The organism is Maribacter thermophilus (assembly GCF_001020565.1).
Lineage (GTDB): Bacteria > Bacteroidota > Bacteroidia > Flavobacteriales > Flavobacteriaceae > Maribacter > Maribacter thermophilus.
This window is the reverse complement of record NZ_LDAS01000001.1, coordinates 3,393,343-3,414,021: the sequence shown is the minus strand read 5'-3', so window position 1 is coordinate 3,414,021 and position 20,679 is coordinate 3,393,343. Positions and strand designations below refer to the sequence as shown.

Below are 20,679 nucleotides of genomic sequence, written 5' to 3'. Positions count from 1 at the left end.
GGTTATTTATTTAGCTCTACAAACGGATCCCAGAAATATCTTTCCAAATGTTGTACTTGGTTGTCGATTACTTCGACACCTTCACTTTCTAACAGTTGTTGCATTAGACTGGTACCTTCAAAATGATGTTTTCCAGTGAGCAATCCTGCTTTGTTCACAACTCTATGGGCAGGTACATCCTCCTTTTTTTTTGAACCGTTCAATGCCCATCCCACCATTCTTGCACTACGGGCAGCCCCTAAATATTTAGCTATGGCCCCATATGAAGTTACACGACCTTCGGGTATCAACCTTGCTACCTGATATACTTTTTCGAAGAAATTTTCATTTTCAGGTTTCATGGTCTTCTTTACTAACGATTAAAAAATCTTATACAGGTAATTACGAACAAAAGCACCATCAAAGCACTTAAAATATAATTACTGTTTTTAGAGAATGTACTGGTCTTTTTTTCCATTTTATCAAAATAGAAGACATAAAGATACATAGCCAAAAAAGTACCGCCCCCTGCAGCAAGTATAAATACGACCTCATCCTCTAAGGCATAGGTCATAAAACCTTGCCCGTGAAATACCGTGTTCAACCCGCTATAATAAGGTATTGCCAATAAATTTATAAGCGCCAAAAAAACGCCTCTGGAGAAGCTGTTACGTTTTTTTCCCTCTACCAAAACTATTTCTCTCTGACGTTGCTTTCTTCCCTTTATAAAAAAGAAAATAGCCAGTACAAAAAACAATACGATGGCTATTTGCAGCAATACTTCTACAACATGCTGGTTTCTTAATATGTATTTTGCGATTCTAACGGCTACATAGGTCTGCATCATTACGGCGACAGCGACCCCAAGACCGAACATAACTCCGTTCGCTTTTCCTTTCTCCACACTGGCTTTGGCGGCATTCAGATTTAGTAGGCCAGGTGGTAACGATGCCAAAAAAGCAGCACCAAAAGTAAAAAAGAGCAAAGTTAGTATCTGTTGCATAAAATCAGTTTACCTTAAACTTGACATAGGTTATAGGCTTCCCTTTTTCAAGATACTGATTTTCATAGAAAGTTTGAATTTCAAGAACTTCTTTAGGACTCCCTTCGTTCTTGTACACATCATGGTTGGCATAGATAACCTCTAGACCAAGACCGTGCAAAAGTCCTAGGGTATACCCGTGCATAAACTCACTATCGGTTTTTAGGTTGACCGTTCCTGCAGGGTTCAGTATTTTTTTATACTTACTTAAAAACTCTTTATTGGTCATTCTATGCTTGGTACGTTTGTACTTGATTTGTGGATCCGGAAAGGTTATCCATATTTCGGACACCTCGTTTTCGCCGAACAAAAGGTCTACCAATTCTATTTGCGTTCTCAAAAAAGCAACATTTGGCAAATTTTCTTCCAAAGCTGTCTTTGCACCTCTCCAGAACCTGGCCCCTTTAATATCTATACCAATAAAATTCTTATCCTTGTTTTTTCTTGCCAGGCCTACCGTATATTCACCTTTTCCACAGCCCAACTCTAAAACAATCGGATGGTCGTTTTTAAAATGTTCGCGCCAACGACCCTTCAACGAAAAACCTTTTTGAATTTCTTCCCTGGTAGGTTGAATTACATTCTTAAAGGTTTCGTTTTCCTTAAATCTCTTAAGCTTATTTTTACTTCCCACTTTAGTACCGTTCTAAAACGGCAAATCTAAGAAAATTGCAGAGTGTACTTATTGTTATGTCGCAGTATTTTGGGTTTTGCTTTTTTCGAGGGTAAAGGAAAATTCAGAACCTACGTCTTCTGAACTTTCTACATATATTTTTTCTCCGTGTGCCTCTATTACATGTTTAACAATGGAGAGGCCCAAGCCAGACCCTCCTTCTTTTCGATTACCACTTGGGTCTACCCTATAAAAACGTTCGAACAAACGGTGAATGTGCTGTGCCGGAATTCCTTCTCCATTATCGGTCACCCGTACGATCACCTTGTTCTTTATCAAGTTTTCTACACTTACCTCGGTCGTACCATTATTATTACCATACTTAATGGAATTTACCAAAAGGTTGGTCAATACTTGTTGAATTTTTTCCTTATCGGCATAGACCATAATGGGATCTTTATATGCAAGATCAAAAGTCAATACTATATTTTTCTTGGCCGCCTTCATTTCCAGAAGGTCAAACACATTTTGGATCAATTCGATAATATTAAAATCTTCTTTTTGCAAGCTCAGTTCACCTACCTCTAACTTGGTAATGAGATCTAGATCCTTAACAATATAGATAAGTCTGTCTACTGCCTTATTGGCTCTTGAAATGTATTTTTTTCTAATATTCTTGTCCTCGATGGCACCGTCCAAAAGTGTTTCAAGATAACCTTGTGCCGTAAACAACGGTGTTTTTAATTCGTGAGATACATTGCCTAAAAAATCCTTTCTATACTCCTCTCTAATTTTTAGGGTATCTATTTCTATTTTTTTGTCCTGGGCGAATTTTTCGATCTCCGCAGTAAGGGTGCGCATATCTGTAGTTATGGGATCGGGGGCCAGGGAACTGGACTCCAACAAAGCTACATCATCGTAAATTTTTCTAATACGCTTATATATAAAACGCTCTATCCGAAACTGTAAAAAAACAAAAGCCCCTAGAAAAACCAGCACGGTAGCCAATACCAACAATGGCCAATTTAGGAATTGAAATTGCCATAGCAGTATTCCAAAAACGAAAAAAGTCAAGAAACCGATGAACAATGCCGAACGAAAGGCAAACCTATATGATTTTCTTGAACGTACCGCCATTAAAGAACAAACTTATACCCTACACCCTTAACCGTTTTAAAGTGGTCTTCCCCGATCTTCTCGCGTAATTTTCTAATGTGTACATCAATGGTACGACCACCAACCACTACTTCATTGCCCCAAACCTTGTCCAAGATTACCTCTCTCTTAAACACTTTGCTTGGTTTTGATGTAAGTAATGCCAAAAGCTCAAACTCTTTTCGAGGAAGAATTATTTCCTCTCCTTTGTTAATTATCTTGTACTCCTCTCTGTTGATCACAATATCACCTACTTTGGTTATATCTTCTTGTGGAGCATCACCCTTTACCATTCTTCTGAGTAAGGCATTTACCTTGCTTACCAAAACTTTTGGCTTAATAGGTTTTGTAATATAATCGTCTGCCCCCGCATCAAAACCGGCTACTTGGGAGTAATCTTCGCCCCTAGCCGTTAAAAAGGTAATAATAGAATGTTCAAGGCCCGGTGTTTTACGCATGATCTCGCAAGCTTCTATACCGTCCATTTCTGGCATCATTACATCCAATATAATAAGATGGGGCTGCTTTTTTTTCGCCTTGGCAACACCATCCGCACCATTTTTGGCCGTGATTACTTCGTAGCCTTCTGCAGATAGGTTATAACTAACAATTTCTAGAATATCTGGCTCATCATCAACCAATAATATCTTAATATCCTTCTTTTTCATGGTTTAAAGTGTGAGGTTATTTTATCAAAAGTACAGATAATCCAATTACTACAAAGTGGCTTAACATTGATTTAATGTAGTAACGTTTAGGTAACATTAATAAAATAAAGGTTTAATATGGACGTAACCCCACATTTACCTTCTACCAGTTTCTTTGCGTTGTTCAACAAACGGGTATTTCACAAATGCCCAAAACATACAATTAATGAAACTAAGTAGTAACACAATGAAAAAATTAATTTTCTCTTTATTGACAATTGCGTCATTTGCTCTCGTCTCATGTAGTAGTGATGATAATGATCCTATTATAACGGATGACGATCCAGGAGAACCTACTGGAGAAGTAATAACCTTAACTGGCGTTTTAACAGAAGACCAAACATGGGAAGCCGAGAATATTTACATATTAGACGGCAGGGTAGTTGTAGATGAAGGTGTTACTCTTACCATCGAGGCCGGTACCATAATTAAAGGTGAAGAAGGGTTGGAGTCTCTTGCATCTGCCCTAGTAATCGACCAAGGAGGTAAACTGATAGCGGAAGGTACTGCCAGTCAACCAATTATATTCACTTCTGTATTGGACGGTATCTCTCAAGGTGAGACCACAGGTACTCTAGGTACCGGCGATACCGGTCTTTGGGGAGGGATCATCATCTTAGGAAAAGCCCCTATATCAGTTAACGGAGACTTGGAAACGGCACAGATAGAAGGGTTGCCTGCCGATGAATCTTACGGACAGTACGGTGGTACGGATCCTGCGGACAACTCCGGTATCCTTAAATACATATCTATTCGTCATGGTGGTATCACCATAGGACAGGACAACGAAATCAACGGTTTGACCCTTGGTGGTGTAGGTTCCGGTACAGTAATAGAAAACATTGAAGTTGTTGCCAACCAAGATGACGGTATCGAATGGTTCGGTGGAACCGTAGATGTTACCAACGCTTTGGTATGGTCACAGGGCGATGACGGTTTCGATGCCGATCAGGCATGGAGCGGTACTCTTTCTAACGGTGTTGTCGTAATGGGCACCGAATCCGGTACAGGTCTGGAACTTGACGGCCCCGAAGGTAGTGCCACAACCGAAGGTGGATTCACTATGGAGAACATTACCCTTATCGGTGCGGAAACTTCTAGTAAGTACGCCGACCTAAGGGACGGACTAATCGCTAACCTAAACAATGTATTCGCTTACGGATTTTCAGAAGAATCAACCGTAAGTATCAGTGGTGAAGATTCAGCTACCGAACTTGCTGCCGACCGTATCACATTCTCTAACTGGGAAATGATTCTTCCGGAAGGAATGGTTATCGGTGATGTTTTTGCCGGAGATTATAACGAAGGTGACGAAACTAAGTTTACCGACAATGCTACTGCCGTAGGAACAGGAACTACAGGTGCCAATATCGATGCATTTTCATGGACTTTGGCCGCTAGTAAACAAGCAATCCCTGTTACCCCAACAGGAATCAGTATTACAAAAACAGGCGTTATCAACTCTGATGAAACCTGGACAGCTGAAAACATTTACATATTAGACGGTAGGGTAGTTGTAAACGAAGGTGTAACCCTTACCATAGAGGCCGGTACCATAATTAAAGGTGAAGAAGGGTTGGAGTCTCTTGCATCTGCCCTAGTAATCGACCAAGGAGCTAAACTGATAGCGGAAGGAACCGCCAGCAATCCAATTATATTCACTTCTGTATTGGACGGTATCTCTCAAGGTGAGACCACAGGCACCCTTGGAGCTAGTGACACAGGTCTTTGGGGAGGTGTTATCGTTTTAGGCAAAGCCCCTATATCGGTAAACGGAGACTTGGAAACGGCACAAATAGAAGGGTTGCCTGCCGATGAAGCATACGGACAGTACGGTGGTACGGATCCTGCGGACAACTCCGGTATCCTTAAATACATATCTATTCGTCATGGTGGTATTACCATAGGACAGGATAACGAAATCAACGGTTTGACCCTTGGTGGTGTTGGTTCCGGTACGGTAATAGAAAACATAGAAGTTGTTGCCAACCAAGATGACGGTATCGAATGGTTCGGTGGAACCGTAGATGTTACCAATGCCATCGTTTGGTCACAGGGCGATGACGGTTTCGATGCCGATCAGGCATGGAGCGGTACCCTATCCAACGGTGTTGTAATCATGGGCGGCGAATCCGGTACAGGTCTTGAGCTTGACGGTCCGGAAGGAAGTGCTACAACCGAAGGTGGATTCACTATGGAGAACATTACCCTTATCGGTGCGCAAACTTCTAGTAAGTACGCCGACCTAAGAGACGGACTAATCGCCAACCTAAACAATGTTTTGGCATACGGATTCTCAGCAGAATCAACCGTGAATATCAGTGGCGCAGATTCGGCTACCGAACTTACTGCCGATCGTATCTCTTTCTCTAACTGGGAAATAGTTCTTCCAGAAGGAGCTACACTAGCAGGTACTTTTGCCGGTGATTATACTGCCGGAGACGAAACCAAATTCACAGATAACGCTAGCGCAATAACAAGTGCTGCAGAAGCAAGCGAAGGTGTAGGTGCCGACCTATCGGTATTCTCATGGGCTTTGTCTTCTAGTGAATTAGAATAGTAATACCGTAAAAATTACTCAAAAAAAAATATTGTCCAAAGGCTTAGAAATAAGCCTTTGGACTATTTTATTAAATAATTGAGTCTCATAAACTTAAACAAAATGCTGAAAAAAATTCTTTTTGCAACTTCCCTTGTTCTTTCACAATGGTGCCTTGCTCAAACCGGGACCATATCGGGAAAAATGATGGACGGTGAATTTAACGATGTACTCCCATTTGCCAATGTATTAATAAAAGGCACCACCGTAGGTGCTTCTTCCGACTTTGACGGAATCTACTCTTTAGAAGTGGAGCCCGGCACATATACCGTAGTATTTTCTTATCTTGGTTATACATCAAAAGAAATTACAGGCGTTGTAGTGGAAGCCGATAAAACGGTCGAAGTCAATGTAACCTTAGAACCGGCATCTTCGCAGTTAGACGAAGTTGTCGTAACAACGACGGTAAGTAAAAATACGGAGGCTTCCGTTTTAAACCTTCAAAAAAATTCGGTAACCTTAATGGACGGCCTATCATTGGAAGCTATAAAAACTACAGGCGCAAGCAACATTGCCTCTGCTATTAAAAGCGTTCCCGGGGTATCGGTACAAGATGGAAAATACGTGTTTGTCAGAGGTTTGGGAGACCGTTATACCAAATCTATTTTGAACGGAATGGACATACCTGGACTAGACCCGGACAAGAACACCGTTCAGATGGATATTTTTCCGACCAATATTCTAGAAAATATAATAGTGCTTAAATCTGCCGCAGCAGAATTACCTGCCGACTTTACCGGTGGTGTGGTCAATATTGTTACCAAAGATTTTCCTACCCAGAAACAAATGTCCATTTCGGCATCTGTTGGGTACAGTCCTAAAATGCACTTTAACGACAATTATGTTTCCTACGAAGGTAGCGGAACCGATTTCTTAGGTTTTGACGATGGAACAAGAGAATTACCTATTTCAAAAAACACCGATATTCCAAACCCTGCCAATTCTGCAGAAAATGGTAGCTTAGAAGCCATTACCCGTTCTTTTGACCAAACATTGGGCACCGAACGCAAAAGCTCTAAACCCGATTTTAGCTTAGGTTTCAGCTATGGCAATCAGTTTAATGTAGGCGAGGACAACAAACTTGGGTTTATCGCTTCTATAGATTATAAGAACTCAACTACCTTTTATGAAGGTTTTGAAAATGGTATCTATCAAAAAAGTCCTGACAGCGATGTCTATGAATTACGATTCGACAGAAAACAACTAGGCGACCTAGGTTCTAACAATGTGTTGGCCTCTATATTGACAGGGCTATCGTATAAAACAGGAAAATCAAAGTATAAACTAAACCTGTTACATATTCAAAACGGCGAATCAAAAGCCGCCTTTTTTAATCAAGAAACACAACTTTCGAACGATATAGATGTAATTAAGGACAACTTGGAGTATTATCAACGTTCGGTATCTAACATTCTGCTTTCAGGAAAACACACTTCTGAAGACGCTTCTTTTATTACCGAATGGAGCCTTTCGCCTACCTTGGCCAATGTACAGGACAAAGATGTAAGGCTAACTACTTTTATTATAGAACCCGACGGTTTCTCTATAAGTTCCGATGCCGGGTTTCCACAACGTCTTTGGAGAGATCTTAAAGAAGTGAACGCCGTTGGAAAAATCGATTTCTCTAAGAGTTATGAAATGTTCGGAAATAGATCTATGCTCAAGTTCGGAGGCCTTTATAGTTACAAACAAAGAGAATACGATATACAAAACTACAACATTGCCTTCCGTAATTTTACCACCGCAGATCTAAACGGTGACCCTAATGCAATTTTGGCAGATGAAAATATATGGACACTAGACAACAATTCAGGGTCATATATTAGAGGTAATTTTCAACCGGCCAACAGCTATGACTCTGACCAGAATACCATAGCGGCCTACCTTTCCAACGAATTTAAATTTTCTGAGAAATTCCGTGCCATCCTAGGTGTAAGGGCAGAACAGTTTACTACGCACTTTACTGGCCAGAACAATACCGGTACCGAGATATACGACAATGTAAAGACCATAGACAAACTGGATTTCTTTCCTTCAGCTAATTTAATCTATGGGTTTAAAGAAAATACTAACTTTAGGCTCTCATATTCAAAAACTACGGCTAGACCAAGTTTTAAAGAATTATCCGTTGTACAGATTACAGACTTATTAACGGGCAGACTCTTTATTGGTAATACAGACCTGACACCTACCTATATAGACAACTTTGACTTTAGATTCGAGGTTTTCGGCGATAGGGCACAAATGGTAGCTTTCAGTAGTTTTTACAAAAGATTTAAAGATCCTATAGAGATCGTTGCCTATAGCAATGTGGCACCAAATCAAATTACGCCCCGTAACTCCCCCTCTGCCGATGTATTCGGATTTGAACTGGAGGGCCGTAAAAACTTTGGGTTTATTTCCGAGGGCCTTAGAGACCTTAGCCTTAACTTAAACATCTCTATCATAGATTCTAAAATCGAGATGGCCAAAGGAGAAGACCAAGAATATGAAACGAGACAGATTTTCGCAAGAGACGGCGAAACTATCGATGATACAAGACAATTACAAGGACAGTCTCCTTACTTGGTAAACGTAGGCCTTAACTACAACAATAGGGTAACGGGGTTTGAAACAGGATTGTTCTACAATGTTCAGGGCAAAACATTGGAAATTATTGGTTTTGGACAAAATGCAGATGTGTTTACGCAACCCTTCAACAGTTTAAATTTTAATATTTCCAAAACTTTTGGAGAGGAACAGCGTTCTAAAGTGAGCTTTAAGGCCAACAACCTGCTTGGGGACACCCGTGAAAGCCTGTACGAGTCTTATGGAGGTATCACCAACCGTTCTTCTTATAGAGACCCAGGAATGGCCTTCTCTTTAGGCTATAGCCTCTCTTTTTAATAAATACCTTCTTTTATTATAAAAAAGCCCGCCCAAAGCGGGCTTTTTCACCTTTTGTCGAAAAATTGTAAGAAAGCACTGTATCCTATTGACTTTCAGACTTTATAATTCCTATATTTGTGGCATAGCATTTGTAACCAGCTATATATGAAGCATATTTACCTCATCATTTCCTTTTTCTTTTTTTCTTTTAGCTATGGGCAAAGTACCCATAACAAAGGGGATATAGATGGTTTTAGTATGTATCCGAATCCTGTTACAAACGGCAAGGTATACATTTCTACAGCCACCAATAACCCGAAAGAAATCTTGATCTATGATGTTTTGGGTACCCTAGTATTAAAGACCACTATTCTTGGTAAAGAATTACGCCTTTCTGATTTGGATGCCGGAGTGTACGTGCTTAGGGTATTTGAAAAGGACAAAATGATTACTCGCAAACTAATTATCAAATAGTTAGCCCTCATATCTTCCACATACCACATCGATAATCGGCAAATAAAATCGATGAAACGCCTGTTCTAAATTATTGACATACAAAATTTTATCATTCACAACATTTTTGGGTACATGGTATAACAAATGGATACTTTTATGGTGTTGATCCCAAATCAATACCCAATGAAAAAACTCTACTTTATCCTACTTATGGGTCTCACCGTTTCTGTCTACGGGCAAGATTCCATCGATTTTCGAAATTTAAAAAATGAAGAGATTTCAGGTTTCAAGCTATATCCCAATCCGGTCACGGCCGACATCGTACACATAACTACAGAAAAAAACGACCTCAAGACCGTACGTATTTATGATGTCTTTGGAGAACTGGTACTCACAGATAGAATAGCAAACAAATCATTGGATATATCACGTCTTTCACCAGGTGTATATGTTGTACAGGTAACCGAAAATCAAAAATCCATCAATCGGAAATTAGTGGTCAAATAGCATGACCAAAAACGCACCTAAATCTTGGCGAGACTATGATAATTACCTTTGAATTTCTTTAGCGTTCTGTACCTTTGCTACAACTTGTAGCATACATGAACAACAAAGATATTTTTAGCATTGATTCGGAAAAAGATTTCTTGTCCATAACCATGGACACCTTTCTGCATCAATATTCCCACAATACCGTTTACAGAAAATATTGCGACCTTCTTAAGGTAGACCCAAAAAAAGTTAACGGTTTAAAAGATATCCCCTTTCTTCCCATACAATTTTTTAAAGACCATAAAATCGTTAGCGGCACCAATACTCCCGAAGTCACGTTTACAAGTAGCGGCACCACGGGAAGCACTACCAGCAAACATTTTGTTACGGATCTTTCTCTATACGAAGAAAGTTATCTAAAAGCTTTTACCAAATTCTACGGATCACCAAAAGACTATTGCATACTAGCTCTTTTGCCCTCGTATTTAGAACGTACGGGATCTTCTTTAATATATATGGTGAACGACCTAATAAAGCGATCAGAACACCCTAAAAGCGGCTTTTTTCTTAACGATTTTGATAAGCTGAAAGATTATTTGACAGCATTGAACGACCGACAAGAAAAAACCTTGTTGATAGGAGTATCTTTTGGCCTTTTGGATTTTTGCGAACAACACCGATTAAAGCTTGACAATACCATAATTATGGAAACCGGTGGCATGAAGGGCAGAAGAAAAGAATTGATACGACAAGAACTGCATGAGATACTACAGCAAGGGTTCGGTGTAGATCATATACACTCCGAATACGGGATGACAGAGCTTCTTTCACAAGCTTACTCAAAGGGAAACAGCCTTTTTGAATGCCCGCCTTGGATGAGAATTATGATGAGGGATACCGAAGACCCCTTAACTATTTTGCCGAACGGCAAAGTTGGCGGAATCAACGTAATTGATCTGGCAAACAAGAATTCTTGTTCTTTTATCGCCACCCAAGACCTAGGAAAAATATACGATTCGGGGAAATTTGAAATTCTTGGAAGATACGACCATTCAGATATCAGAGGCTGTAACTTAATGGCGCTCTAGTCTGTTACCAGACCGTAATAGAGACCTGGGCCATCACAGGCCATCCAAGTATTGGATATTAATGTATTGGAGACAAACATCAATACTTCTTTATTGTCAGCCGCACAGCTTCCTGCCAATTCTTGACCCGTGGTGTAGTTAAGCTCCAGATAATCCGTTTCATCGTTATCGTACTCCACCATTTGAAAGGTACCGCTAGCTTCAATGGCTATACTGTCTCTCACCGACCTTTTATAAAAAGAACCATCAGGATTAAAAATATAATATTCTTGCCATTCCATTTCATCCCCCATGGCAACCGAATCGACCATACTACCGACCATTTGCTGCAGCTCCCATTTTTGGCTTGTAAAACTCAACTTAGCCTCTTTCAAGACCAAATCATCGCTAGTACACCCAAACAGGACCAAAACGGCCAATAATATCAATGGTATATTCTTCACAATCGAATTTCGATAATTCAACTATAAGATACCAAAATAATTTGACAGTTGCGTTAAGTGAACGTGAAGATTTATAGCCCCAATATTTTGGCATCTACAAAAAAGGTAGAATTCACTTCCAATTCATGGTCCGACCCCAATAGTTCATCGGTAACGGTATTTAAACGCAACATAAACTCGTCTTGTTTAATATATTCCTTTAAATCTGTGTCTACCGTATCCAATTCAAGGGTGTTTCCAGCGTTCTCAGGGACTTCGTTTAAAGAAGCAATTTTAATTTCTTCCAACCCGTCCGCAGAAATAAATACCTCTATAGAATTTAAAAAACTAAAATCGGCACCTTCCGGTGACGTAATTATCAATTCCAGTTCCGTAAGTTTGATCTCTTCTATAAGATCTTTTCTTGTATCATTTACCTCAAATTTAGATTCTGAGTTGGTCTCTGTCTCTGGGGTAAATACATCAAAAGGCAGATCTATACCGGTTGAGGAAGGTATGGTTACATTTTGACTGTAGTTTATATCGAATTTTGTAAGCTCGTCCAGCTTATCACAAGCCGAAAAACCGATGATAAAAAACAACAACAAAAGAACATTTTTGTACATAGCATATTTTTAAAGTCATATAACGTGCTTAATGCAACTATATTTGACCATGAGCAAAAAATCTATGGCCTGGTAAAATAATAAGTTACCTCATCGTCGGCAATATCGGGATCATCAAGATAAACAAGTATCAATTGATTGCCCCGTACATTGAACTGATAAGCGGTATCATCGGCGAAGTCCAATATAAAACCTTGTCCGCCATAATAGTACACCCCTTCTTTTTTAAACAAATTATATTCAGAATTATGGGTAACCGTAAGCGAATCTTCTTCGGTATCGAAAAAAATATGGGTCTGGGTAAAATCTATTTCCTCGGAAAAAAAGCAATAGCACATCACATCCGACAAAACCCATTCACCTTCAAGGGCAATATCGTCCACGGCAGGGCCATCATCCTCAACACAGGCAACAAAAAGACATAACATGGCGAACAGCAATATTTTTTTCATAGGCTTTTATATAAAAGATACCTTATGCCAAAATTGGTTGCCTAACGTTTTACTTTTAAAACAAAATAGTTCTTTTTACCACGTTGCAGCAATACAAACTTATTGTTGATCAAATCATCTTTTTTAATAAGGTAATCCTCTTTTACCTTTTCTTTGTTTACCGATATGGAATTCTGCTTCAATTCACGTCTTGCTTCCCCGTTTGAGCCTAAAAAGCCCGTTTGCGCAGCCAATGCGGCTATCATATCCAGACCTTCGTCCAAAGCGGACATAGAAACTTCTGCCTGAGGAACCCCCTCGAATATGTCTAAAAAGTTTTTTTCGTCCAACCCTTTTAAATCTTCTGAAGTAGATTTTCCAAATAAAATACCGCTTGCTTTAACGGCATTGTCCAAATCTTCTTGCGAATGCACCATTACAGTGATTTCCTCGGCCAACTTTTTCTGTAGCAATCTCATATGTGGTGCTTCTGAATGCTGGGCTATTAACGAATCTATCTCTTCTTTTGACAGAAAGGTAAATATCTTAATGTATTTTTCTGCATCTTGATCAGAAGTGTTCAACCAATATTGATAAAATTTATAGGGCGATGTTCTTTCGGCATCTAACCAAACGTTACCACCTTCCGTTTTCCCGAATTTGGTGCCGTCTGCCTTGGTTATCAAAGGGCAGGTAAGGGCATATCCCTTTCCTCCTTCTATTCTTCTGATCAACTCTGTACCTGTAGTTATATTCCCCCATTGGTCGCTACCGCCCATCTGCAATGTACAATTATGCTTTCTGTACAAGTGAAGAAAATCGTATCCCTGCACCAACTGGTATGTAAACTCGGTAAAAGACATTCCTTCTTTCGCTTCTGAGGAAAGTCTCTTTTTAACAGAGTCTTTAGCCATCATATAATTGACCGTAATATGTTTGCCCACATCTCTGATGAACTCTAGAAAGGTAAAATCTTTCATCCAATCATAATTGTTTACCAGTACTGCGGCATTAGCGGCATCACTTTCAAAATCAAGAAACCTCGACAATTGCTTTTTTAGGGCCTCTTGGTTATGTCTCAAGGTCTCTTCGTCCAAAAGGTTTCTTTCGGCAGATTTTCCCGAAGGATCCCCGATCATACCCGTTGCACCACCTACCAGAGCATAAGGTTTATGGCCCGCCAATTGAAAATGCCGTAACATCATTACACCCACCAAATGGCCAATATGTAAAGAATCTGCAGTAGGGTCGATTCCTACATAAGCGGATTGCATTCCTTCCATAAGATATTCTTCGGTGCCCGGCATTGCATCGTGCAACATTCCTCTCCATTCCAATTCTTTGACAAAATTTGAAGCCATTTCGTATGAGTATTTTAAATTTAAGTGCAAATATAAAAGGAAAAATGCCGCCCATGGTCGTGAATTAATCATGAATTTATCCATCTGTATTTCCTAAATTTGATTTATGGTTCTAGTTACCGGTAGTACAGGGTTGGTGGGCGCACATCTGTTGTTCAGTTTGGTTATGGCCAAAAACAAGGTCAAGGCTATTTACAGGAGCGAAACCAAACGGCAACAAGTAAAAAAGGTTTTTTCTTATTACAGCAAAGAGGCCAACGCCCTTTTTGACCAAATTAGTTGGATAAAAGCGGATATACTTGACATTCCCGCATTGGACAATGCCTTTAAAGACGTACAATACGTGTACCACGCCGCGGCACTTATATCTTTTGACCCCCGTGATTTTAAAAAACTGAAAAAAATAAATGAGGAGGGCACTGCAAATATTGTAAACCTATGCCTTGAGCACAACATTAAAAAATTATGCCATGTAAGCAGTATTGGCACCATAGGCCGAAGTACGCTTGGCAGCGAAGCTACCGAGGACAATGAATGGACAGGGCAACATAGTAATGTATATGCGCTCACAAAACGAGGTGCAGAAATGGAAGTTTGGAGGGGATCACAAGAAAGTCTACCTGTTGTAATCGTAAACCCAGGCGTAATCATAGGCCCTGGTTTTTGGAATTCGGGAAGCGGAAAACTTTTTAGTACGGCAAACAAAGGGCACTCTTTTTACCCACCGGGGGGCACCGGTTTTGTGGCCGTATCGGATGTGGTGAATAGCATGATACAACTAATGGAGTCTTCCGTTACCAACGAACGATTCATCATAGTGGCAGAAAACCTTACCTATCAACAGATTCTAGAAAAAATAGCACATTATCTAGAAAAAAAGCCTCCTGTCAAAAAACTTAAGGTTTGGCAATTGCATATAGGAAGGTATTTCGACTTTTTTAAGAGTCTATTTACGGGTAGCCCAAGAACTATTACAAAAAACGCTATCTACTCTCTTCAACATCCTGAAATTTATAATAGCGATAAAATAAAAAACACTATACATTTTGAGTTTGAGCCACTTCAAAACACCATAAAATTCAGTTCCGAAAAGTTTATTGACGAGTGTCTTTCTTCAGATTAGAGGAAGATTTTAAGCTATCGTTCTTTGGAAGATTGTTCTTTTTTTCTACTAGCTCTAAACTATCCTTTATTTTTTTCTTTTCTTCCATTAAGGTTTTCTGCTCATCTAAAAGAGATTCCACCTGGGTATAGATAGACTCATATTCCACCGGCAAGGAAGCATAGTACCTATCACTTTCTACAAATTGGATGCTGTCTATTTTGTATTTTTCAAATATATAGGCGGTCGGTTCTATCTCATGATCCTTTAAAATACCCATATTGGTACTCTTTGCGGCATTTAGAATCGCCATATCCTTTAAGATAAGCACCATTTCATCTTTAGGGATCAGATTTTCAGGTTTATCTATCAATTTTTCTCCGCAAGAATAGAAGACAACCAATAGTACCAATAACAAGGTTATGAGCTTTTTCATCTAGTAAAGGTTAATCTTTTTGCATTTTTCTTTTCTGAATAGGTTCCGTTTTCATACGCCAAATGCCCGTTCACAAAAGTGTGGCTAACACTTGATCTAAAACCAGTACCCTCAAATGGGGACCATCCACATTTATATGCGATGTTGTCTTTGGAAACTATCCAAGGAGCCTGTAGATCTACTACGGCCAAATCGGCAAAATACCCTTCTCTTATATAGCCACGTTTTTCAATTTGAAACAATATAGCAGGGTTATGGCACATCTTTTCAACAATCTTCTCTATACTCAGCACTCCTTCCAGATGTTTCTCTAGCATAGCTGGCAGGGCGTGTTGTACTAAAGGCCCACCACTTGGTGCCTTGGTATAGACATTTTCTTTTTCCGATAGCAAATGCGGCGCATGATCGGTAGCGATCACATCTATTCTATCATCCAATAATGCCTGCCAAAGCATTTCTCTGTCATTTGCCGTCTTAACCGCCGGATTCCATTTTATCAAAGTACCCTTGTCTTTATAATCCTCGTCTGAAAACCATAAATGGTGAATACAGGCTTCTGCCGTTATTTTCTTTTCGTTCAACGGAATATCGTTTCTGAACAAATTGGTTTCCTTTCCGGTAGATAGATGAAACACATGTAATCTGGCGCCAGTTTTTTTCGCCAACTCAATAGCCCTGGACGAGGACAGGTAACATGCCTCTTCACTTCGGATCAACGGGTGATACTCCACAGGAATATCTTCACCGTATTTTGATCTATATTTTTCCAAATTCTCACGAATTGTAGTCTCATCTTCGCAATGTGCAGAAATTACCATTTCTGTACTCCTAAAAATATTCTCTATGACCGCTTCATCGTCTACCAACATATTTCCGGTCGATGACCCCAAAAAGAGTTTTATACCAGAACAGGCATTCTTGTCTAAACGCTTTAATTCTTCCAAATTATCGTTGGTACCCCCAAACAAAAAAGAATAATTGGCAAACGACGACTCTTTTGCCAGTGCAAATTTCGCTTCCAATTTTTCTATGGTCGTGGTTTGCGGATTTGTATTGGGCTGCTCCATAAATGTGGTTACGCCACCGGCCACTGCTGCCCTACTTTCAGATGCAATATTGCCTTTGTGGGTTAAACCTGGTTCCCTAAAATGGACCTGATCGTCTATAACACCTGGTAAAATATATTTTCCTTCTATATCTATAACCGTTGCCGAAGCATCGGAAATATCTTTATCGATCTTTAAAATATGATCGCCCTCTAAAAGAATATCGGTCTCTACAATAGTTCCCTCATTGACAGCTTTTCCGTTTTTTAATAGAATTTTACCCATTGCTAAAATTTGTTTTTTTGAAAAAGACTGCGCAACTTCATCGCCAAGACACCCCAAATAGCTTCACTGATAATACTGGAACTCATTTTTGATTTACCCTTGACCCTATCTCTAAATATTATGGAGACTTCTTCTATTTTATACTTCTTTAAATATGCCCTGAACTTCATTTCGATTTGAAATGCATAGCCCACAAAACGCACCGAATCCAAATTTATACTCTCTAGAACGTGCCTTCTATAACAAACAAAACCGGCCGTAGGATCGTGAACGCGCATACCAGTAATCATTTTTACGTAAAAAGATGCCCCATATGACAACAATACCCTATGCAGTGGCCAATCTACAACATTCACCCCTTTTTTATACCTGGACCCCACGGAAACGTCCGCTCCGTTCTCACATGCTTTCAATAGACGAAGAAGATCTGTTGGGTTATGTGAGAAATCTGCGTCCATTTCAAAAATATAATCATATTTTTTTTCAATGGCCCATTTAAATCCGTGAATATAAGCGGTTCCCAAACCCGATTTCTCCTTTCTTACTTCTAAAAAAAGTTGTCCGGGAAATTCTTCCTGTAATTTTTCGACTATGGCACCGGTACCATCGGGCGAATTGTCATCTACGACCAATATGTGAAAATTCTTGGGTAATTGAAAAACTGCTCTAACAATCGAATCAATATTCTCAATTTCATTGTAAGTAGGAATAATCACAACACTGTTGGACATAGAAGAAAGCTAAATTTTCACAAAAGTAATGTTTTAAAAATGGTGAAAAAACTGTCATTACAGGCTTTATGATTTTTTTTAAAAATAGATAATGCCTATAATTTGTAATTTTGTCCGAATAAATACCAAGAATGTCTAAAAAATTTCCCAAGCAATTTTATTATTTTCTTGCTGCTTTTTTTATTCTAAACGTAATTCAGTCTTCGTTCACAGAACTAATTTTTGACGAAGCCTATTATTGGTACTATAGCCAGAACATGGCTTGGGGTTATTTTGACCACCCTCCCATGGTCGCCTTGCTCATAAAGATCAGCAGTTTATTTTTTAACGGGGAACTGGGCGTACGATTTATGAGCTGTGTACTTTCTTCAGCCAACCTAATAGTGCTGTGGTTACTGGTAGACAACCCTAAAAAGAACCAATACATACCTCATTTTTTCTTATTGGCCTTCTCCATGACATTATTAAATGCCTATGGTTTCTTTACTTTGCCCGACACCCCTCTACTGTTCTTTACTTCTTGTTTTTTGTTGGCCTACAAACACTTCTTAAAAAAATCGGATTGGAGCACGGCCATTGTCTTGGGTATATTAATGGCCTGTTTAATGTACAGTAAATACCACGCTGTATTGGTAATCTTATTTGTACTACTTTCCAATTTAAAACTAGTTAAGAATAAATACGCATGGGCATCCGTGTTGATTGCACTTTTATGTTACGCCCCTCACTTTTATTGGTTGTACGCGAACGATTACGTAAGTATAAAATACCATCTGTACGAACGACCAAACGATGCATATCAATTTGAAAAATACACCCTCGGGTTCTTTGTAAACCTAATTTCTATTTTCGGATTTACCTTTCCGTTTGTTTATTATGCCTTGTTTAAGACCAAATCTACCGATCTTTTTAAAAGAGCGCTTTTGTTCTTAACGTACGGTGTTATTATTTTCTTCTTTATTTCTAGTTTCAATAGAAGGGTGCAGACACAATGGATCATTGTTATATGTATTCCGTTGGTCGTAATCGTCTACAACTTTATGCTGCAGCATAAAACGTCCTTAAAATGGATTATAAGGCTGGGGCTTGTAAACGCCGTGTTAATACTTTACTTACGTGCCGGACTCGTTTACCAACCCTTGCTTTTCAATTTTTACTACGAAAGTCATGGAAACAAAGAGTGGGTGAATAAAATTCGCCAAGAAGTAGGTGATATTCCCGTGGTTTTCGAAAACTCATATCGCAATGCGCCCATGTACGAGTTTTACTCCAATGGTATCCCGTCCTTTTCCCTAAACAACATAATGTACCGAAAAAACCAATATTCCATTGATGACTCAGAAGAGCGTGTTAGAGGTAAAAAGGTGGCTTACATATCTAAGTATACCAACAAAGGAACTTTTTCTTTTACGAAAGCCAATGGCCAAACCTACAGCGGCAAGTACATTTCTAATTTTAATTCTTACAGAAAACTAGAATGTGTTCTTGATGCAGATAAAATATCATTGAATAAAGAAGACTACTCCCTAAAGGTGGTAAACCCTTATGATTTTGACATAGACCTCTCTAAATTGAAGTTTTCGATCGCCTATTTGGACCATTATAAGAACACTATGAACTTAAAACCCGTGCACCCACGCACCTCTGAACCAAACGTTACCGTGCTCAAGGCGAAGGACACTGTCGATTATAACATAAAAATACCTTTTCCAAAAAACGAAAATGTTGGTTACATTAGGGTCGTGATCTCTGAAAATAATCTATATTCCGGACTCAATGGAAAACCCATACCGCTAGAATAATGGAACCTATTGCCCGAATAACGGAGAATGCCGATTGGATCACCCTTATTATTTTTGGTAGCCTAATACTGTTAATAGCTGCTAAATCCCTATTCTATTCGCGCTTTTTGAACTTTATGATCTTACCGTTCAACAACAAGTATATTCTTATGTACAATAAGAAAGAAAAGTTGTTCAATTGGTTTCATATTCTTCTGATGGTTTTTCAAATCATAAATACTTCTATGTTTCTGTTTCTTTCGTGGAAGGCTTACACAAAACCAGTAACGAAAGAATATGAATACACCTTCATTATTATACTGGCATCACTTTTTATTTTTTTGTTCTTAAAGATTTCCTTACAGCTGGTAAACGGCTTTATTTTTGATGCCTATAACTTGACCAACGAATTTGTTTTCAAAAAAATTTCGTATCTAAATTATGGCAGCTTAGTACTGTTTATTGCCAATATTTTATTGAGTTTCGTTTTTAAAGATTCCCTTATTTTGATCTACATAGCCGCAACCTTATTTTTAATAATAAATATTATCGGCTGGATCACAGTAATTAAAGTTCACCAAAAATTTATTGCCTCTTACTTTTTCTATTTTATTTTGTACCTTTGCACTCTCGAAATTGCACCCCTAATTATAATGGGAAGCTTTCTAAAATAGAGTACCATATGAAAGTAAAAACTATTTTGGTCTCTCAACCTGAGCCAAAAATGGAAAATTCTCCCTATTCCAGGCTTATTGACAAAGAAAAAGTAAAGGTTGACTTTAGGCCTTTTATTCATGTTGAAGGTGTTGATGCGAAAAGTGTTCGCCAACAAAAGATCGATTTAAAAGAACATACTGCGATTATCCTTACTAGCCGTAATGCTGTGGACCATTTTTTCAGATTGGCCGAAGAAATGCGATTTAAGGTTCCGGACAGTATGAAATATTTTTGCCAGAGTGAAGCTGTTGCATACTATCTTCAGAAATATGTAGTTTACAGAAAACGTAAAATATATGTTGGTAAAAGACTTTTTTCAGATTTAGTTCCTTTGATCAAAAAATATAAGGATGAAAAATTCTTACTTCCTTCATCGGATGTCTTAAAACCAGAAGTTCCTAAAACTTTGGATGAATTGGACATTAACTGGAAACGAGGCATCTTTTATAAAACAGTGATCAGCGACCTTTCTGATTTGCGTGATGTTTATTATGACATACTCGTATTTTTTAGTCCTTCGGGCATAGAGTCGTTATTGCACAATTTTCCCGATTTTAAACAGAACGATACAAGAATAGCCGTTTTTGGCAATTCGACCGTTGAAGCAGCTACCGGAGCTGGCCTAAGAATAGATATTAAAGCCCCAACACCAGAAACGCCTTCTATGACAATGGCATTACAAAAATATATTACCAGTGTAAACAAACAATAACATCTGGTCGTAAGACAAAAAAAAGGCCTT

The 20,679-nt window shown here is 38.9% G+C and carries 21 protein-coding genes; 9 read left to right on the top strand and 12 right to left on the bottom strand.

The features are described 5' to 3' along the window. Positions 1 to 2 precede the first annotated feature (2 nt). Genes AB657_RS14835 through AB657_RS14815 form a run of 5 tightly spaced genes read right to left on the bottom strand, consistent with a single transcriptional unit; the run spans position 3 to position 3,457 of the window. Positions 3 to 341 carry an MGMT family protein gene (locus tag AB657_RS14835; protein ID WP_047247205.1) on the bottom strand — a complete coding sequence of 113 codons (339 nt, stop codon included), beginning with the start codon at positions 339 to 341 and terminating at the stop codon, positions 3 to 5. Between the two features lie 11 nt (positions 342 to 352). Beyond that, positions 353 to 982 carry a LysE family transporter gene (locus AB657_RS14830; protein WP_047247204.1) on the bottom strand — a complete coding sequence of 210 codons (630 nt, stop codon included), beginning with the start codon at positions 980 to 982 and terminating at the stop codon, positions 353 to 355. A gap of 4 nt (positions 983 to 986) precedes the next feature. Continuing rightward, the gene (trmB, locus tag AB657_RS14825) at positions 987 to 1,655 is read right to left on the bottom strand and encodes a tRNA (guanosine(46)-N7)-methyltransferase TrmB (RefSeq protein ID WP_047247203.1); all 669 of its coding nucleotides are present in this window, start codon (positions 1,653 to 1,655) and stop codon (positions 987 to 989) included. Between the two features lie 54 nt (positions 1,656 to 1,709). Further along, complete coding sequence (locus tag AB657_RS14820; protein ID WP_047247202.1) at positions 1,710 to 2,771, bottom strand: sensor histidine kinase; 1,062 nt, start codon at positions 2,769 to 2,771, stop codon at positions 1,710 to 1,712. Further along, complete coding sequence (locus AB657_RS14815; RefSeq protein ID WP_047247201.1) at positions 2,771 to 3,457, bottom strand: response regulator transcription factor; 687 nt, start codon at positions 3,455 to 3,457, stop codon at positions 2,771 to 2,773. Before AB657_RS14815 ends, AB657_RS14820 begins: the two co-directional genes overlap by 1 nt. A 226-nt stretch (positions 3,458 to 3,683) precedes the next feature. Here AB657_RS14815 and AB657_RS14810 point away from each other — a divergent pair, with 226 nt between their 5' ends. From AB657_RS14810 to AB657_RS14790, 5 genes are all read left to right on the top strand, one after another. Beyond that, entirely contained in the window at positions 3,684 to 6,056 is a 2,373-nt protein-coding gene (locus AB657_RS14810) for an autotransporter outer membrane beta-barrel domain-containing protein (RefSeq protein ID WP_047247200.1), read from the top strand. A 102-nt stretch (positions 6,057 to 6,158) separates the two neighbouring features. Beyond that, on the top strand, positions 6,159 to 8,981 hold the full coding sequence (locus tag AB657_RS14805) for a TonB-dependent receptor (protein ID WP_047247199.1): 2,823 nt from the start codon (positions 6,159 to 6,161) through the stop codon (positions 8,979 to 8,981). Positions 8,982 to 9,128: 147 nt separating this feature from the next. After that, complete coding sequence (locus AB657_RS14800; protein WP_047247198.1) at positions 9,129 to 9,437, top strand: T9SS type A sorting domain-containing protein; 309 nt, start codon at positions 9,129 to 9,131, stop codon at positions 9,435 to 9,437. Between the two features lie 165 nt (positions 9,438 to 9,602). Further along, positions 9,603 to 9,926, top strand: coding sequence for a T9SS type A sorting domain-containing protein (locus AB657_RS14795; protein WP_047248027.1), 324 nt, complete (start codon positions 9,603 to 9,605; stop codon positions 9,924 to 9,926). A gap of 95 nt (positions 9,927 to 10,021) precedes the next feature. Continuing rightward, positions 10,022 to 10,999 (top strand): LuxE/PaaK family acyltransferase, encoded by a 978-nt coding sequence (locus AB657_RS14790; RefSeq protein ID WP_047247197.1) that lies wholly within the window; start codon positions 10,022 to 10,024, stop codon positions 10,997 to 10,999. Here AB657_RS14790 and AB657_RS14785 read toward each other — a convergent pair. From AB657_RS14785 to tyrS, 4 genes are all read right to left on the bottom strand, one after another. Beyond that, positions 10,996 to 11,442, bottom strand: coding sequence for a hypothetical protein (locus tag AB657_RS14785; RefSeq protein ID WP_052958718.1), 447 nt, complete (start codon positions 11,440 to 11,442; stop codon positions 10,996 to 10,998). The two genes, AB657_RS14790 and AB657_RS14785, sit on opposite strands and share 4 nt — an antisense overlap. 71 nt (positions 11,443 to 11,513) lie before the next feature. Continuing rightward, positions 11,514 to 12,047: a hypothetical protein gene (locus tag AB657_RS14780; protein WP_047247196.1), complete on the bottom strand. Its 534-nt coding sequence runs from the start codon at positions 12,045 to 12,047 to the stop codon at positions 11,514 to 11,516. Between the two features lie 62 nt (positions 12,048 to 12,109). After that, complete coding sequence (locus AB657_RS14775) at positions 12,110 to 12,499, bottom strand: hypothetical protein (RefSeq protein WP_047247195.1); 390 nt, start codon at positions 12,497 to 12,499, stop codon at positions 12,110 to 12,112. A 41-nt stretch (positions 12,500 to 12,540) separates the two neighbouring features. Next, complete coding sequence (gene tyrS, locus AB657_RS14770; protein WP_047247194.1) at positions 12,541 to 13,839, bottom strand: tyrosine--tRNA ligase; 1,299 nt, start codon at positions 13,837 to 13,839, stop codon at positions 12,541 to 12,543. Between the two features lie 106 nt (positions 13,840 to 13,945). Here tyrS and AB657_RS14765 point away from each other — a divergent pair, with 106 nt between their 5' ends. Then, positions 13,946 to 14,962 (top strand): NAD-dependent epimerase/dehydratase family protein, encoded by a 1,017-nt coding sequence (locus AB657_RS14765; RefSeq protein ID WP_047247193.1) that lies wholly within the window; start codon positions 13,946 to 13,948, stop codon positions 14,960 to 14,962. Here the strand turns inward: AB657_RS14765 and AB657_RS14760 are convergent. Genes AB657_RS14760 through AB657_RS14750 form a run of 3 tightly spaced genes read right to left on the bottom strand, consistent with a single transcriptional unit; the run spans position 14,934 to position 17,439 of the window. Beyond that, complete coding sequence (locus AB657_RS14760; protein ID WP_047247192.1) at positions 14,934 to 15,377, bottom strand: DUF4296 domain-containing protein; 444 nt, start codon at positions 15,375 to 15,377, stop codon at positions 14,934 to 14,936. The genes AB657_RS14765 and AB657_RS14760 overlap by 29 nt on opposite strands. After that, entirely contained in the window at positions 15,374 to 16,708 is a 1,335-nt protein-coding gene (locus AB657_RS14755; RefSeq protein ID WP_047247191.1) for a dihydroorotase, read from the bottom strand. The genes AB657_RS14760 and AB657_RS14755 overlap by 4 nt, the downstream gene beginning before the upstream one ends. Before the next feature lie 2 nt (positions 16,709 to 16,710). Beyond that, entirely contained in the window at positions 16,711 to 17,439 is a 729-nt protein-coding gene (locus tag AB657_RS14750; protein ID WP_047247190.1) for a polyprenol monophosphomannose synthase, read from the bottom strand. A gap of 131 nt (positions 17,440 to 17,570) precedes the next feature. On the opposite strand from AB657_RS14750, the gene AB657_RS14745 reads away from it, so the two are divergent. The 3 genes from AB657_RS14745 to AB657_RS14735 are packed head-to-tail and all read left to right on the top strand — an operon-like array spanning position 17,571 to position 20,649. Beyond that, entirely contained in the window at positions 17,571 to 19,241 is a 1,671-nt protein-coding gene (locus tag AB657_RS14745) for an ArnT family glycosyltransferase (RefSeq protein ID WP_047247189.1), read from the top strand. Then, positions 19,241 to 19,894 (top strand): DUF4271 domain-containing protein, encoded by a 654-nt coding sequence (locus AB657_RS14740; RefSeq protein ID WP_047247188.1) that lies wholly within the window; start codon positions 19,241 to 19,243, stop codon positions 19,892 to 19,894. The genes AB657_RS14745 and AB657_RS14740 overlap by 1 nt, the downstream gene beginning before the upstream one ends. A gap of 8 nt (positions 19,895 to 19,902) precedes the next feature. Beyond that, positions 19,903 to 20,649, top strand: coding sequence for a uroporphyrinogen-III synthase (locus AB657_RS14735; RefSeq protein WP_047247187.1), 747 nt, complete (start codon positions 19,903 to 19,905; stop codon positions 20,647 to 20,649). Positions 20,650 to 20,679 lie beyond the last annotated feature (30 nt).